12 protein-coding genes are annotated in these 16213 nt (G+C 47.0%); 7 read left to right on the top strand and 5 right to left on the bottom strand.

The genetic code is table 11. The features are described 5' to 3' along the window. Nucleotides 1–103 precede the first annotated feature (103 nt). Together AB4111_RS17575 and AB4111_RS17570 are read right to left on the bottom strand one after the other, a co-directional pair. On the bottom strand, nucleotides 104–469 hold the full coding sequence (locus AB4111_RS17575; RefSeq protein WP_442032554.1) for a VOC family protein: 366 nt from the start codon (nucleotides 467–469) through the stop codon (nucleotides 104–106). Between the two features lie 166 nt (nucleotides 470–635). Next, complete coding sequence (locus tag AB4111_RS17570; RefSeq protein ID WP_442032553.1) at nucleotides 636–2288, bottom strand: alkaline phosphatase; 1653 nt, start codon at nucleotides 2286–2288, stop codon at nucleotides 636–638. 344 nt (nucleotides 2289–2632) lie between these two features. On the opposite strand from AB4111_RS17570, the gene AB4111_RS17565 reads away from it, so the two are divergent. The 5 genes from AB4111_RS17565 (at nucleotide 2633) to AB4111_RS17545 (ending at nucleotide 10289) form a co-directional block, all read left to right on the top strand. Then, on the top strand, nucleotides 2633–3937 hold the full coding sequence (locus AB4111_RS17565) for a hypothetical protein (protein WP_442032552.1): 1305 nt from the start codon (nucleotides 2633–2635) through the stop codon (nucleotides 3935–3937). Nucleotides 3938–4222: 285 nt separating this feature from the next. Continuing rightward, a complete protein-coding gene (locus tag AB4111_RS17560) occupies nucleotides 4223–5737 on the top strand; it encodes an AbgT family transporter (RefSeq protein WP_442032551.1) in 1515 nt (504 codons plus the stop codon). A 101-nt stretch (nucleotides 5738–5838) separates the two neighbouring features. After that, the gene (locus AB4111_RS17555; RefSeq protein ID WP_442032550.1) at nucleotides 5839–7095 is read left to right on the top strand and encodes an amidohydrolase; all 1257 of its coding nucleotides are present in this window, start codon (nucleotides 5839–5841) and stop codon (nucleotides 7093–7095) included. A 586-nt stretch (nucleotides 7096–7681) separates the two neighbouring features. Further along, nucleotides 7682–9925: a carboxylesterase/lipase family protein gene (locus AB4111_RS17550; protein ID WP_442032549.1), complete on the top strand. Its 2244-nt coding sequence runs from the start codon at nucleotides 7682–7684 to the stop codon at nucleotides 9923–9925. Nucleotides 9926–10082: 157 nt separating this feature from the next. Further along, nucleotides 10083–10289 carry a hypothetical protein gene (locus AB4111_RS17545; protein ID WP_442032548.1) on the top strand — a complete coding sequence of 69 codons (207 nt, stop codon included), beginning with the start codon at nucleotides 10083–10085 and terminating at the stop codon, nucleotides 10287–10289. 136 nt (nucleotides 10290–10425) lie between these two features. Here AB4111_RS17545 and AB4111_RS17540 read toward each other — a convergent pair whose 3' ends face one another. After that, complete coding sequence (locus tag AB4111_RS17540) at nucleotides 10426–12012, bottom strand: choice-of-anchor I domain-containing protein (protein WP_442032547.1); 1587 nt, start codon at nucleotides 12010–12012, stop codon at nucleotides 10426–10428. 315 nt (nucleotides 12013–12327) lie between these two features. Here AB4111_RS17540 and AB4111_RS17535 point away from each other — a divergent pair, with 315 nt between their 5' ends. Next, the gene (locus AB4111_RS17535) at nucleotides 12328–12771 is read left to right on the top strand and encodes an Hsp20/alpha crystallin family protein (RefSeq protein WP_442032546.1); all 444 of its coding nucleotides are present in this window, start codon (nucleotides 12328–12330) and stop codon (nucleotides 12769–12771) included. A 153-nt stretch (nucleotides 12772–12924) separates the two neighbouring features. Here AB4111_RS17535 and AB4111_RS17530 read toward each other — a convergent pair whose 3' ends face one another. Together AB4111_RS17530 and AB4111_RS17525 are read right to left on the bottom strand one after the other, a co-directional pair. After that, a complete protein-coding gene (locus AB4111_RS17530; protein WP_442032545.1) occupies nucleotides 12925–13482 on the bottom strand; it encodes a DUF1697 domain-containing protein in 558 nt (185 codons plus the stop codon). A 34-nt stretch (nucleotides 13483–13516) separates the two neighbouring features. Then, a complete protein-coding gene (locus AB4111_RS17525; RefSeq protein WP_442032544.1) occupies nucleotides 13517–14167 on the bottom strand; it encodes a hypothetical protein in 651 nt (216 codons plus the stop codon). A gap of 331 nt (nucleotides 14168–14498) precedes the next feature. Here AB4111_RS17525 and AB4111_RS17520 point away from each other — a divergent pair, with 331 nt between their 5' ends. Further along, complete coding sequence (locus AB4111_RS17520; protein ID WP_442032543.1) at nucleotides 14499–16133, top strand: nucleoside hydrolase-like domain-containing protein; 1635 nt, start codon at nucleotides 14499–14501, stop codon at nucleotides 16131–16133. Nucleotides 16134–16213 lie beyond the last annotated feature (80 nt).

Genomic DNA, 16213 nt, shown 5'->3' with positions numbered 1-16213 from the left:
CGTTTTACGCTGCCCTAGGAGGGGGTGTGCATACAGGTTTGACAACACACATGTACAAACAATTGGTTCTCGTGATACGCACACTCATTTCACAATCGCCTAATTAAACATGCTCTGCGAGTTGTACCTCGAAGCCGTCTGGATCTGTAATGTATATAAACCGCAGGTGCGGATTGGGCTGGATGGGGCCGCGTACTATCGGAATATTCAGCTCTGCTAGTCGTTCCATGGCTTCATCCAGCGAGTTCACCTCATAGCCGATCGACATGCCGGCCTCTGGTTTAAGAATGGATTCACTGCCCTCAATCAGTTCCAGCTTGGCTTCATTCTCCGTGCCGAGCATGGCAATCTGCCGTCCGCGGCTTTCGAATCTGCGCTGAATTGGAAGTCCAAGCATGTCGTGATAGAACCCGAGCGAAGCTTCCAAACTACTGACCCTCAGCGTGATCCAGTTTAATTTGATCAACATGGTTGATTCTCTCCTTTGTTGTATCCTATTCATCATCATTACGTTCATTATACGATAAGCGGGGACAGGCACCTACTCCTTATCAGTAAACAATAAAATAGCTGCCGAAATATTCGGCAGCCAAATCGTGTAATCTCCGGTCTTTCCGGTAGTTTTAATGAATGAGTTATTGAATGAGATCCACTGCACCTTGTGGAACAAATGCCTCTACACCGTTATAGACAATGACACCTTCCAAGGCTGTCTTTTTGCCGTTTACCAGAGCAATATTTTTGTAGATTTGCAGTTCCAGCTTGGTGTTGCCTTTGGTAACGAGGATCTTCGGATTTTTGGCGTCAGTGAGATCCAGCTTATATGTTGCGCCTTTGGCCGTAAATGCCTGTTTGGCAGGTACAAACAATTGTTTGTTCACGCTGTCCAGATCGAGATCCAGTACACGTGCCATATATTTGGCGACATCCGTGTTGTCGATTACCCCGAATGGACGGTCATTGTTGGGAGCATACGTGTACAGCACGACATCTCCACCTGTATGACCACCGGTTGTCCAACCAATCCCTGCGCGTTTGCTGATCATTGGACCGATTGCATAGTTAAGACTACCCGGCTCAGCCGTTTTAATTGTGGCAATCTCCTCAGAAGTCAGATCGGTAATGCCATAGTATTGTTTCATCACTGCTTTGATGTTTGTACGCTTGGCATTCAGCTTCGCTTCAACACCCTCACCTGTCAGCTTGGCTTTTTTCAAAGGTCCGATAAATGTAGACAACGGCTCTTTATCATATGTGCCAGTTGTGGAGGCATTACCAATCGTGAGTCCACCGTTCTGATGGTCAGTTACAGCGACAACGGCAGTCTCTCCATCTGCTTTAGCAAAATCAATGGCTACTTTTACGGCATCATCAAAAGCCAGCACATCACTGATAATACCAATTGGATCATTGGCATGAGCTGCCCAGTCTACTTTGCTGCCTTCAACCATCAGGAAGAATCCATCTTCGTCTTTGGACAGAACTTCAATGGCTTTGGATGTCATCTCAGCAAGACTTGGTTGCTTCGCAGGATCACGGTCCATATTGTAAGCCATGCCTGCTGGTGCGAACATACCCCATAGCTTGTTCGAATTCGATGCTTTCATTGCTGCTGGTGTAGTGACGTAATCGTAACCTAGTGCTTTGATAGACGAAACCAGATTCTCGCCGTCTTTACGTCCGGCTGGCTCAAGGTATTTGCTACCTCCACCCAACACAACATCCATGCCATTATAGACTTGTTGTTTACTGAGGGCATCATAGTTTTTGCGATCCGGGTAGTGAGCGGAGAAGTCGGCGGGTGTGGCGTGCATAATCTCGGATGTGGCTATAATACCTGTTGCTTTGCCAGCTAGTTTGGAAGCCTCCAGTACGGATGCGACCGGTTTTCTTGCATCTCCAGGTGCAATGGCCTTTTGCCCAGGCATTGTAGCCTTGTCCGGCAGTACACCGACGAATCCGGTATGCGATTTGTACCCTGTTGCAAAAGCGGTTCCAGCAGGAGCCGAGTCCGCAATCGGCGCATCTGCAGAGTGAGTACGAACCATGCCGCTTGCCATGGAGTCCAGCGTCAGGGACGAGCCCTTATACCAACGAGCCAGAGCAGTGGCATCGTTAGCCATGCCGTCGGGAATGAGGATAATCACATTTTTAATCGGTGATGCAGATGTCGTTGAGGTGGTGTCTTCCACAGCCCACGCTGCACTGCTTCCTCCGAGTGTAGCCGTAACAATTGTTGTCACCGCGAGCATCATTTTGGCTGCACGGACATTAAAACGGTTTAACATGAATGCATCCTCCTAGAAAATATGTATAGTTTGTTTTGTATCCTGAACCCAGTGTATACAACCAATGCTAAACCAATGTATGAAATGGATTAACTATATGTAAAATTTACGATTAAATGAAAAATGATAGACTTCAAGCAAACTGACAGGAATAGAGACCCATTTATTCAATAAGTGTGGTGCTTGCTAAGTCATGTGATAAGCAGTGCTGGTCGTAGATGAATCACCTGTGATCTGTTTTGTTATATCGTCGGTTCTGTATATAATTAAAACTTATAACCCACGGAACATTCGGAGCGATATGATCTATGTTGAATTGTGGAGTGAGAGAAGGAGGGGTGTAGATGTATCGGATCGGAATCGTAGGGCCAAGGCCATCCATTGAGCGAACCATGCGTGCGTTGCAGGGACACAATCTGGGGGCGAGCTACGAGCCATATGCCTATGAACATGCAAGAGAAACAGGAGACATCATTAGACGAAGTCGGGAGAAAGTACACGGATGGGTATTTACGGGACCGATTCCTTATCTGAGTGCCCAAGCTGAACTTTCGGAAAAAGAACATGCGATATACTGCCCTCCTACTGGGGCCAGCTTGTACAAGGCGATGCTTCAGGCCGTCTACACCTTGGACAGTCCGGTGAAAGATATCTCCATTGATATGACAGACAACGAGAGCTGGGGATTGATGGACAGTCTGGAAGAGCTGAATATCTCACAGGAGCAATTACGTAAATACGTGTTTTCCATCGATTACAATGTGGAAGAAATGATCGGGTTCCACGTGCGGCATTGGCAAGAGGGGATTACTAAAGCAGCGATTACCTGTCTGTATGCGGTGTATGAAGGTCTGGTGGAACGCGGGGTACCCGTCTTCAAAATTGATTCAACCAAGCAGGAAACGGTACAAGCCGTACGTATGCTGATTGAACAGATTCGCAGTTCCGCGTTCAAGGACAGTCAGATTGGTGTGCTCATGATCGAGATTGATCGATTGCATGAAGCGGGAGAACTGTCGACCGAGCGTTATCAGTTGCAGTATATGGAGCTGAAGATCAAGGGAGTGCTGCTGCGACACTGTGAACAAATCGATGGATCACTTCATCAGGACGGCACCGGAAGGTACCTGATGTATGGTTCGAGAGGTGTGATGGCTCGTAATATGGACTCACTGCATTCGACCATGCATCAGTTGGAGCTGGATACAGACTTGCCTTCCTTTGCCGGGATCGGGTTCGGGGAGACGGCGTTTGATGCCGAACGCCATGCACGTAAAGCTATTCAGTATGCCAAGGATGATGAGGCTGGACAGATCATTATCTATGAGACGGATGGAACCATTGTCGAGGCGGCAGGAGAAGACCACGAATTATCCTACGAAACTTATTCAAGTGATATTGAATTGCTGGAACAATTGAACAAGGCAGGCGTGAGTATTCGTACATTCCAGAAAATAAAGGCATACATACGCCGAATGGGCAAAGAAGAATTTACAGCCGGTGAGCTGGCTTCTGGGCTCTCCATGACCATCAGGCACGTACAACGTATTATGGGCAGCCTTACTGCTTTTGCGCTGGCCGAAATTGCTGGCAATGAGCTGAATACAAGGCGCGGAAGGCCTAGTAACCGTTATCGTCTCTTGCGTTAGGTTAAGGAACATAGAATAAAATTATAAAACCGATGATGCGACCTTATGTCTCATGTCCGTGTGGAGAGGACAAGATGACAAGGATGGCTCAGCGGTTTTTTTATTTCGAGTGTTAAAATACATAACACAGGTATTGAACTATGTGCGGGGATAATTATATAATGTCCTAAAATTACGACATTTTCGTTAAATGTACGTTAATGATCTGCTAACGGGGACAAGACCTTCATCAGACTTGTTCAGTCTATCCAGAGGCAGTTCCATCACAGTCAGGGGGTAGTTTGCATGGTCAAAGCGGACAGACAGGAGAACACAGGACTTTTTGGTTGGGTAGAGAAAGTAGGGAACAAGCTTCCCAATCCGTTTTTATTGTTTATCTATCTCATTGTCGCCCTGATGGTTGCCACACTGGTGTTATCGCTCTTTAATGCGACGGCACATAACCCGATTGATGGGGAACAGGTACATGTCAAGAACTTGCTGAGCAGGGAGGGAATTCAGTGGCTGTTGCCGAATGTGGTCAAGAACTTTGCTGATTTCAAACCACTGGCTTCCATCCTGGCTCTGGTGCTGGGCATTGGTCTGGCGGAGAAAGTGGGTCTTCTCGAAGCGGTTATGCGTAAAATGGCTGTTCGGGTACCTGCGCGTTACGCCAGTTATCTTGTCATTTTCATCGCTTTTTTCAGCCATGTGTCCTCGGATGCAGCGCTTGTAATCATGCCTCCACTTGGAGCGCTGATTTTTCTCGCGGTAGGCAGACATCCGGTTGCCGGATTGATTGCCGCCATTGCAGGGGTTGGGGCTGGTTTTACAGCCAATATGCTCATTGTGACCACCGATGTATTGCTGTCAGGCATTAGTACTGAGATTGCGACCTCTGTAGATCCCAATGTGGGCGTTACGGTTCTGGATAACTGGTACTTTATGTCCGCTTCGGTTATTGTGCTGACTCTCGTTGCCGGGTTCATAACGGACAGATTCCTGGAACCACGTCTGGGCCGTTACGAAGGGGAGCGGGTCTATAAGCTCGAAGCACCTACGCCTGAAGAAAACCGGGCACTACGTGCATCGGGGATTGCTGCATTGCTTTTTATCGCAGTCATTTCATTCATGGTGATCCCTTCGAATGGCGTTCTTCGTAACCCGGAAACGGGAAGTGTCATGGGTTCGCCTTTCCTGGCCGGGATTGTTCCTGTCATTTTACTGTTCTTCTTTACCGTAGCGCTGACTTACGGCATTAAATTGAAAGTGATCCAAAATCAGAACGATCTGCCGAAACTGCTCATTGAACCGATCAAAACGATGGCTGGTTTTATCGTGATGGTGTTCCCGTTGTCCCAATTCGTGGCGATGTTCAACTGGAGCAACATGGGCAAATTTCTGGCACTTACAATTACAGATTTGCTGGAAAAGACAGGCATTAACGGTATTCCGGTAGTGATCGGATTAATTTTCCTGTCGGCATTGCTGACGATGTTTATCGCAAGTGGATCAGCAATCTGGTCCATTCTTGCCCCGGTGTTTATTCCAATGATGATGCTGCTCGGATTCCATCCGGCATTCACTCAGGTTATTTTCCGGGTATCCGATTCGGTCATTATTCCATTGGCTCCGGTATCGCCTTTTGTACCGCTGTTCGTAGGATTTCTGCAGGAGTACCGTAAAGATGCGAAGCTGGGAACGTATTATTCACTGATTTTGCCATATTCGATTGCGTTCTTCTCGGTGTGGGTGGTTATGGTCATTCTATGGTACGCCTTCAACTTGCCGCTTGGTCCGGGAGTAAACGCAAGATTGTAGGAGATCAGCAGGAGCAAGCTTAGTGACGTATAAGGTTGAATGAGTCGTGTAGGACTGTATACAAGATCAAATAGATAGAGGTTGGAGAGAGGGGAAAAAACATGATGGATATTATCGCGCTTCGCCGGGACCTGCATGCACATCCTGAATTGGGATTTACGGAATTTCGTACTGCGACCAAAGTGGTGCAAATCCTGACGGAACTGGGGTATAGCGTCACTTACGGAAAAGATGCAATTGATGACACATCACGGCGGGGGATGCCGAAGCCCGAAGTCTTGGAAGATGCATATCAGCGTGCCCTCCGTGAAGGTGCAGATTCGGTGATCGTGGAGCAGATGCGAGGAGGATTCACCGCCGTTGTCGCTGAAATTCAAGGGGAGCAGGAGGGGCCAACGACGGCGTTCCGCTTCGATATGGATGCATTGCCGATCCGTGAGAGCGAGTTGGAACAACATGCGCCGCAAGCGGCACTATTTCGTTCCCGTCATGAAGGCATTATGCATGCTTGTGCACACGATGGGCATACAACGATTGGACTAGCGCTTGCAGAACGGTTGAGTAACCGGAAGTTTGCCGGCAAGATCCGGCTGTTATTCCAGCCTGCCGAAGAAGGTGTGCGCGGAGCATATGCTATGGTCGAAAAAGGAATGCTGGAACAGGTGGATCGCCTGTTCTGTATGCACTTGGGTACTGGTGTGCCATCCGGCCATATTAGAGGTGCGTCTGCCGGATTCCTGGCAACGACCAAGCTGGAAGCACATTTCACCGGTGTATCTTCCCATGCAGGGGCTACACCGGAGGAAGGACGGAACGCGCTGCTGGGCGCAGCGACCGCCATGCTCAACATTCATGCACTTCCCCGGTTCAGCTCGGCAGATACCCGGATTAATGTAGGCATTCTGGAAGGTGGGACAGGGGCCAATATTATTGCTGAGCATGCCCGCATGGTTATTGAGACACGTTCAACCAGTGAAGAGACGAATCGAGAGCTGGAGCGCCGCGTGCGGAACATCATTGAGCATAGCGCAGCCATGCACGAACTAACCGCTACCGTTGAGGTGGTCGGAAGTGCTATTCCGATTCGATGTGATATGGAACTTGCAGAGCTTGCGGTTCAGCAAGCAGAAGGCATCGCTGGGTTCACTGATGCGGAGGCCATTTCGGATAGTGCTGCTCTCGGCAGCGAGGATGCCAGCTATATGATCCGGCGAGTTCAGGAGCAAGGCGGCAAAGCCACGTATATGATTGTTGGCAGCGAGTTACCTGCCCCGCATCATCATCCCGAATTTGATATTGATGAAGCGGTATTGGCCCCTGCGGTGGAACTGCTGGAGAAGTTGGCACGTACGCTGTAAACAACAGATTTATAGAATGGTCGATATCCATGATTAAGAGTTAGCAGTCTGGATCATCATGATGGAAGTTAAGTTCAGGCCCGCATGAAAATGCGGGTTTTTCTGGTTAGTCCCTTCATGGAGAATATGAAGATAATTTAAAAAAAAGATATTGCGAACGCTTACATTATGTGCTAACATCACCATAACAACAGGATTGTAACCGTGTTTAGGGCAATACCTGTGTCAGTTCATTCGTTGGTTCTTTGTTCATCAGACGAATGATTGCGTTTACATTATTATATGGAATGAGCCTCATTCCTCAGGGTTGTTACTGATTGCAGGCAAAACCTGAATTGAGGGCAGCAGATCGCGCTAAAGCGATGTCTGTTTGCCTTCGGTTCAGGTTTTTTTATATAAAAAAATGCCTGATAGCATGACCGCAAGCGCCGTAGCACATATTTCAAGCAGAAAGGAGCGCAGCAGATTTAAGTTTTCCTAAATAGAGAAATAGACTCATCCAGACATTGGAATACTGATTCAAAGATGCACATTTCCAATGCAATTATCCCATCACACACTATTCGACAGCGAGGAGATTTATGACATGAAAACCATTAAACGTTCAATTGCCATTGCAACAATTCTGGGGTTATGTGTATCCGGGTTACCGGCATATGCAGCAGGCAATACAGCAACCTCTTCTTCAGCAGCGATGGACAAGCTGATCCAATCGGAGCTTATTCGTGGCAGTGGTCAAGGGGTTAATGCGGCTTATCTGAATAAAAAAGCTACACGTATTCAGGCCGCAGTACTTTACTTGCGTTTGTCCGGATTGGAGAAAGAAGCACTCGCTTATCAGGGATCGGAAACGTATGACGATGCAGCTCAGGCAGGCAAAGTATTACAACCGGTCGTTGGTTACTTGAAGCAGCATCCGTATGTGTCTGAGATTGTAACAGGAACGGAGAAGTTTGAACCTAATGCACCACTGACAGCGGAAGGTTATGCGGAAATGCTGCTGAAGGTGCTTGGCTATGAAGCGGGTACGGATTATGAGCAGGGAGCGGCGTCCACCTATGCGGCTGGGAAAGGAATCAAGGCACTTCAAGGGAAGGGTGCGAGTGAACTTACCAATCGCCTGATGGCGGAGGCAACCGCGCAGGCTTTGCAAGTGCAGCTCAAGAATGGCAGTGGAACCTTGGAACAGAACTGGTTGAAACATAAAGAAGCTGGTGCGTTCCAACCTCAAACGGTGCAACAGACCAAATATGGCACAATTGATGGAATAACCTATGAGCAATATGGCACGCTCGGCTGGCTTGGTGTTCCATACGCCGCACCTCCGGTAGGTGAACTGCGTTGGAAAGCCCCACAAGAACCAGAAGCTTGGACAGGAACGAGATCGGCTAAGGAATTTGCAGCGAACAGCTTGCAGATCTCTGGCAAGAATACAGCAGGCAGCGAGGATTCACTGTACCTCAATATCTGGCGTCCCGACACAACCAGTTCGAAACTTCCGGTGATGGTGTTCCTGCACGGCGGCGGGAATATGACCGGATCAGGCAAAGATTTTCAAGGTGAACAGCTTGCACGGAGCACCAACAGTATCATCATCTCCGTGAACTACCGTCTGGGAGCCCTTGGATTCTTCCAGAATGCAGCGTTGAAAACAGGCAATGCCCTGGATGACTCAGGTAACTATGGTCTGCTCGACGCATTCCGTGCATTAGAGTGGGTGCAGGATAATATTGAAGGTTTTGGCGGAGATACTGGCAATGTTACGTTAGCAGGACAATCTGCTGGTGCACGTGATGTGCTGGCAACACTGATCTCTCCACTTAACAAAGGACTGTATCAAAAAGCAGTTGCTTTCAGCGGAGGATTGACGACAGCATCACCGGAAGAAGGTGAGCAAAAATCTCAGGATGTACTCGTGAAGCTACTCGTACAAGAGGGGAAAGCGGCTAATGCAGAAGAAGCAAATGCGTGGATAAGCAAGCAATCTCCGGCACTGCTGGAGAGTTACCTGCGTGCACTGCCTGCGGACAAGCTGGTCACTGCGTTTGGTGCAACTGCAATCCGTATGGAGCCATTCCCGCATCTGTTCCGGGATGGTACAGTGATTCCAAAAGAAGGATTTGACGCCATCCTTAAAGGCAATTACAAGAAAGTACCTGTGTTGCTGGGCAGCCTGGAAACGGAGTTCTCCGGATTTGCCTTTGGTGATCCAAACTTCGCTCCAGCTATTGCGGATGGAACCCTGTTCACTGATAAAACCAAGGCGGAGCAATATGCTGCTGCTCTGAAATATGGTAGCGAAGCTTATGCAGGCTTTAATGCAGAGCGTGTAGCGGAGCAATTGACCAGTGAAGCAGGTCAGCCGCCGGTATATGCTTATCGTTTCGCTTGGGGAACACAACCTGGGGTCATCTCTGAGCGTTTGCTCACGTTACTGGGCGCACCACATGGTGCGGATATGGACTTCTATACAGGACACGCGGACGGAATTGCTGCCTATTTCCCTGAGGGGTACTTTAGCGAGACGAACAAACCAGGACGTGATGAGTTGTCCACCGCGATGGCAGCATACCTGAAACAGTTCCTGTACACAGGCAATCCAGGTACGGGTGGTTCCCCTGAGCTTGCGGCATGGACACCTTGGACGAAAGATGCACAAGCACCGATCATGCGTCTGGATGCAAGCAATACAACCGCAGAGATTGGCATGTCCACACAATATAATCAAGGCAAAGAAGCCGTAATGGCGAAGATGAAAAAAGAATTGCCAGAAGAAACATACAAACTGTTGACGGAAAAAGTGTTCGCAGGCCGTTTCTTCTGGGAATAAGGATCACCGGATAGGAAGGTATATATAGATAAAAGGTATATAGATAAATTGAAAGCCAAGGGAGCATATTCTCTTGGCTTTTGTACTGTTCGTCATGCTTAAATATGGTATTGTTGTAAATATAAATTAATAACATAGAGAGGGGAGCGTGTACATTATGAGTAGCTCTTATGGAATTGCGGGGATTATAACTCTATTGATTTTCTTCATCATGATGGGTCTCGTATTATATCTGGTGTTCTATCTTGTGATGAAGAGGTCTGGCGTCAAAGAGGAAGTATCTGCATTAAGGATGGAAGTACGAGTATTGCAAGAGGAGGTAGAGCGGAACAGGCGGGCTTTGGAGAATATAAAGTCTCGTTAACCGTCTGTACATACCATATGTGGATACGTGGAATAGCGTGTTCAACAGTATGAGAGGACAGGGGCTCTTCGCCCCTTCCTCCTCAATACAGCCTGAAACTGTTTATTTCAGCCTTTGCTGGCCATGGACACGCCATCTATTTCTTGGCAAAAAAACTAAGTGTTCCGGTGCTTTCATCAGCACTAACAAACAGGCTGCGTCCGTTAACCCGATGGATTCCTTCTGGTGATTCTCCGGCTGTAGGAATCAGACCCAGGTAGTTCGGATTGACCGGATCAGCAAGATCGAAGAACAGAATGGCATCTGCCCGTTCGGAAGCTACCGCTGCATATGTTGTACCGTCCACAGTAGCAACGGTCAGATTCTCCACTTCGCTGCCTTTGTTGGGACTGCGATCATCCGGGTACAAGCCAACCATGGCGGTTGCCGTGTCAATGAGGTTCTGGCTATCGTACATCCGCTTGCCTTGCAGATCCCAAACAGCAATATTGCGTCCGCCTGCTTTTACCCCATCCTCAAATTCATTCTTGCCCAAGTCTCCTTCATTAGCTGTCAGCAGGTATTTACCATCTGCCGAGAAAGCAATTCCATCCGGTTCATAACGAGCTGTCAATGTCTCTTTGAACTGAACCATACCGTCATCTTTCAGATCCGCTTGATGTGAGGTGGTACCGAGAGCGAAGATGGAGCTGATCTTTTTGGTCTCCAAATCTACGATGGCAACGACGTTGTTCTCCTGTAGCGTGATGGCTGCTGTTTTGCTATCCGGACTAATGGCAACATACTCCGGTTGTGGATCATGAGGATAGATGGCGCCTTCAACATGGTCCAGTGATACCGGCAAGTTCGTGATTTCACCCTCCAATACGTTCCCGCCAGCAAAAGATACAACCATAATGCTACCCGGACGTTTGGCGTTGGCATAGTCAATTTCATCGGTAGCTTTATTCAGTTCTTCGTCTTCTATGGCAATCACCGCATGCAGACCATCAGGTGACAGAGCAATCGAGTCAGGACCAATACCAAGTTCATATGTTTTTACAGTTTTGTAGGTTGTCAGATCCACTATGGCAAGCAATCCTTTATTTGCTTCACTGTCCGTATCCCCTGTACGAATAACAGCCAGACCGTATTGGCCATCTTTGGACACCGTTACACTGGTGACTTCAGCTTTGGCGGAGAGGTCATGGAAGCTGACCGTTTTCAATACGTTGATGTTTTTTAAGTCAGCAATATCCAATACAGAAATACTGCCATTGTCTGCTTCGGTGACGAGCAGGCGCTGTCCATCTGGCGTAGAGGCTGATATTTCTGCTTTGCCACCGGGCATCTGAAACGATGCGGTCCGCTCAAAACCGGTTTTATTTTGTTTCAGGATCAGTTGATCCGTAATTAATTTTAGCGTTTGGGAAGATACATACGTTGTACCTTTGGTGATATAGCTTTTACTGTCCAAAGGCGTTTTTACACCGTTGATGGTTGCTGAGGACGTTCCTATAGGAAGTTGGACTTTAGTATCTGCGATCTGGATATCAACACTGCGACTGCTTCCGTTCCATGTGACCGTACCTTGCATATTTTGGATGGCTGTACGCAGTGCAACATGATCGTTGGCAGGTTTAGTTGCGTCAGCGGCATGAATCATTGATGTGTAGCTGGTTGCTCCTGCACTAAGAATGGCGGTCATCGACAGAACGGCAAGCCATTGATTTCTCTTTTTCAATGTTCCAGATCCCCTTTATCGTTTCGTGTGTGATGGTGTGTGCAATTGTTTTAGTATAGAGATGAAATGTTAAAAAGAAATAAGAGAAGCCAGCAAGTTATGTAAAACATTCATTCGTTATAGTCAGACAAAGTCAGAAAGTCAAAAAAGGTCAAAATAAAAGAAAAAAAGGATCTATTTTAAAATAGTGAACCATGGTGAAAGAAAATCGTTTTTTTTCGTCTTTTACGGACTTTGAGCCTTATTTGCACGAGTATTATAATAATCCATGTAAGCAACACCAATAAACCAACCACACAAAAGGAGCTGATTTTCATGTTTGATCTGATTCCGTTTCGTAAGCGAAATGAAGACCCGTTCGGACACATGTTGAAATCCTTCAATGACATGGTTGAGAACTCATTCCTCTCCCCTTTTGGGACTGGCTCCCAGCCATTTCGTACCGACATTCGTGAGGAAGAAGACAAATATTTGGTAGAAGCCGAGCTTCCGGGCATTGCCAAAGAGGATATAGACATTCAAGTTGAAGGTAAAGAATTGATTATTCGTGCCAAACGTAATGAGGTGCTGGAACAGAAGGATGACTCCAATCGGATCATTCGGCAGGAGCGTCGTTCAGGCGAATTTATCCGGCGTTTCTATGTAGATCATATTGATGAAGAGCATATCAGGGCCAGATTGGAAGATGGTGTGCTGAAGCTTGAGATTCCAAAACGCCCTGGTGATGATCAATCTCGCAGACGCATTCAAATTAACTAAAAACCATAGGGAATAGAAAACAATTGTTTCCTTATATGGTGAAAAACATGCAGGAGACATCCATAAGGATGTTTTCTGCATGTTTTAATTTAGACTGAATTGGAAGAGGGATCGTTGAATATCAGATTTAATATCCATTTTGCTGATTCTAATTTAATTCTCGGCTGCGGCCTGCATTAGTGCATATATCTTACGTGTGGTATTCACGTTTCTTACGGTCATATAAGCATAGACTTTGGAACCCACAAGCTTGTTCATGCCACTTTTGGATGCATCCTCTCTGCTGACTGAATACAAAATGGCTCCGGGAACATAAATCAGTGTGCCGATTTCCGGTTTAATGGGCAATTGGTCCAGCACGGAGGGCTCATTGACCTCATCCCAGAGGAACATTACATCACTTTTGGCCGTGTCATCATTAGTCCATTCTTCCGGGATTGCTTCAATAACACTCTGAATTTCATCCATATTCCGCACCATCACCCTGATCTGTAAGCCGAAGTCGGCGGCGATAGCCTTTTCCAACACAAGGGATATCTCCCTATTCGCATCGGCACGTTCTTGATGATCAGCAAAAATAATATTGCCAGAGTTGATGTATGTAACGACATCCAACATGCCTGCTTGTTCAAACGTTTCTTTCAATTGCTTCATATTAATTTTGTTGTTCCCGCCTACATTAATACCCCGTAGCAAAGCCACATAGATCATAGGGATGCCCCTCCAATTTCTTCAATTCAACGGCTTAACAAAATGACAGATACTCGAAGAGATGCGCAGTATATTCCTCTCCCAATAGATCCTGCAATAAAGGCTCCACATGCTCCAGAACCTCGGGCTTGGTCTCATAGGTTTCTTCATCTTTCAATTCTCCGGCATAGGTGCGTGCCGCTTCAATCAGGAAGGTTAGTGCACTGAAAAAGTCTGACAGCGAATTAGCAACACGGTTTGGCTCTCCCCCTGTAAAGGCGGCATATACGGGAGAGTTCGGTGCATCCACATCTACAATTAACGGATCATCATTAAAGTTTGCGATGACGACGTGGTTTGTTGGCCAAGTGGAAGACTCCTCATAAGGTTCATTCATACCAATCCAGCGGTAACCCAATTGCTGACGATGCAGATGTTCAGGTGCGACAAAGAAGATCAATGCAGCATCACCGATCTCAACGGCGGCATTTTTCATTTTGAGTGTACCTTCAGCTTGGGCATCTACCATTTCATAGTGACTGTACAGATACTCAAGTTCTGGAGAAAGAGTTATTCGTGTATCTACTTCCACCTGGTGTTGTTGTTCACGAGGGCGCAGATCATGATTTTTGAAAAGTCCGTAAGCTTTATTATATAAATCCTGCTGTTCTATAAAACGGCTCAAGGCCGCATCCAGTTGTTGCATGATGGCTGATTCCTCCTGATAACATTATGTAGTATCATGCCAATTCGTTTGATTCTTTTGTTCGCTATAGGCATTATACAATATCAAAGATGAATTCAAAAACATTTGAATACGTTTACATTCATTGTTGAACATGATATACTTTCACTCAAATAAGGATTGTTACTGCTTCGGGCAGGCAAAACCTGAGTATCATTATGCGTGGACTTGATCCCATTCATAGTGATGTTCGGGTTTTTTTGCATTTTACGGTCCATATTAACGATAGAAAAACAGAGAACGTACGTATCCCAACACTTACAACACGCTTTACAGAAGAAAGGGGAGCATTATGAACAAGAAAACATGGTTAAAAGGATTGGCCGCAGGTTGTCTCAGTTTAATTCTGGTGATTAGTGGATGTGCATCCAAAGCACCAGAGACTGCGAGTGACACACGAAATCCGGCGACAGAGCAGACCGAAAATGAAACCCAGAAACCTGCAAATGACCAAGCTGCCAAAGGCAGAACGGTGATTACAACCGACGGTGAAGTGGATGATATGAACTCGGTTATTCGGTTCCTCTTGTATTCCAATGAGATGGACCTCGCCGGGATCGTACTGACCAGCTCAGTGTACCATTATGTAGGAGATGAGGAAGCAGGGATCAAACCGTTCCGCTGGACAGGTACACAGTGGGTGTACGACATGATCGATGCCTATGGCGAGATCTATCCGAACTTGTCCAAACATGCGGAGGGCTACCCGGAGCCGGAACAGCTTCGAGCGATGACCAAGATCGGTAATATCTCAGATAAAGGGGAGATGGATAAGGAAACCGAAGGTTCCGAGTTCCTCAAAACCCTTTTCCTTGACAATGATTCCCGAGACCTGATTGTTCAGACATGGGGTGGCACCAATACCACAGCCAGAGCGCTGAAATCAATTGAGGAACAGTACAAAGACACGGCTGAGTGGGAAACGATTCGCAAAAAAGTGAGCGACAAACTTGTCCTGTATATCATCCTGGATCAGGATGACAGCTACAACGAATACATTGCGAAAAATTGGCCGGATATCCGCATTCTCAACGACCAATCGAACTTCTGGCATTTTGCCTACGCATGGAAGATGCATGCCGAAGAAGTGAACAGCAAGCTTCATGGTGACTGGATGGTCAAGAATATCCTGAACGGACATGGCAAGCTGATGGATATGTATGCGTCGATGGGTGACGGCAAAATGATCGAAGGCGAACTAGCCGAAGAACAGCGGGGAAGTGCTGAATATCTCAAGAACAATCCGCAGTATGACAAATACGATTTCATATCCGAGGGTGACTCTCCATCCTTCTTTTATCTGATCGATAATGGGCTGCGCAGTATGGAAGACCCTTCCTACGGCGGTTGGGGAGGACGCTTTGGCGTTGTGAACGACAAGCTGTATAGAAACAATGTGCTTGATTACGATCCTTACACCAAACGATATGAAGCCGAATATTCTTTGATGAGATGGTTTGACGATATCCAGGATGATTTTGCAGCACGTGCAGATTGGGCAGTTGCAGACACTTACGAAGGTGCCAACCACAATCCATCCATAACAATTAAGGAAGGGCTGGATCTAAGTGTAAGTCCTGGGGAAGAAGTTACTCTTCACGCAGAAGGCACGGACCCGGATGGAGATCAACTGACCTATACGTGGTGGAGATATTTCGAAGCGGACACCTATAAGGATTCCAAAGTAGAACCGAACAAAGTTCAGCCCGAAATGGGGGGTGATCTGCAGCTTGGCTTGCATCGTGAACTTGCCAAGGGCGAGCAGGTGGATACGATAAAATTGCAGGGCAGTGATACCGAAACGGTGACATTCACTGTTCCTGACGATGCCAAATCGGGCGATACCATTCATATCGTTGCTGAAGTACAGGACGATGGAGAGCATCAGTTGAAGCATTATCAACGTGTGATCCTAACTGTGAAATAAAGAATTAGAGGGGCTGTCCCAAAAGTCATTAACATGGCTGACGGGGCACCCCTCTTATTTGTGTAGTCTCATCGTATCCA

This window comes from Paenibacillus sp. 2KB_22, from assembly GCF_052115745.1.
In the GTDB taxonomy this organism is placed as follows: Bacteria; Bacillota; Bacilli; order Paenibacillales; family Paenibacillaceae; genus Paenibacillus.
Note: the sequence above shows the minus strand (reverse complement) of the source record. Positions and strands in the feature narration are given on the sequence as shown.

What these genes read in the sequence shown, in the direction of transcription:
- AB4111_RS17575 (WP_442032554.1), bottom strand. Translation starts at nt 469, where the DNA reads ATGTTGATCAAATTAAACTGGATCACGCTGAGGGTCAGTAGTTTGGAA.
- AB4111_RS17570 (WP_442032553.1), bottom strand. Translation starts at nt 2,288, where the DNA reads ATGTTAAACCGTTTTAATGTCCGTGCAGCCAAAATGATGCTCGCGGTG.
- AB4111_RS17565 (WP_442032552.1), top strand. Translation starts at nt 2,633, where the DNA reads ATGTATCGGATCGGAATCGTAGGGCCAAGGCCATCCATTGAGCGAACC.
- AB4111_RS17560 (WP_442032551.1), top strand. Translation starts at nt 4,223, where the DNA reads ATGGTCAAAGCGGACAGACAGGAGAACACAGGACTTTTTGGTTGGGTA.
- AB4111_RS17555 (WP_442032550.1), top strand. Translation starts at nt 5,839, where the DNA reads ATGATGGATATTATCGCGCTTCGCCGGGACCTGCATGCACATCCTGAA.
- AB4111_RS17550 (WP_442032549.1), top strand. Translation starts at nt 7,682, where the DNA reads ATGAAAACCATTAAACGTTCAATTGCCATTGCAACAATTCTGGGGTTA.
- AB4111_RS17545 (WP_442032548.1), top strand. Translation starts at nt 10,083, where the DNA reads ATGAGTAGCTCTTATGGAATTGCGGGGATTATAACTCTATTGATTTTC.
- AB4111_RS17535 (WP_442032546.1), top strand. Translation starts at nt 12,328, where the DNA reads ATGTTTGATCTGATTCCGTTTCGTAAGCGAAATGAAGACCCGTTCGGA.
- AB4111_RS17530 (WP_442032545.1), bottom strand. Translation starts at nt 13,482, where the DNA reads ATGATCTATGTGGCTTTGCTACGGGGTATTAATGTAGGCGGGAACAAC.
- AB4111_RS17525 (WP_442032544.1), bottom strand. Translation starts at nt 14,167, where the DNA reads ATGCAACAACTGGATGCGGCCTTGAGCCGTTTTATAGAACAGCAGGAT.
- AB4111_RS17520 (WP_442032543.1), top strand. Translation starts at nt 14,499, where the DNA reads ATGAACAAGAAAACATGGTTAAAAGGATTGGCCGCAGGTTGTCTCAGT.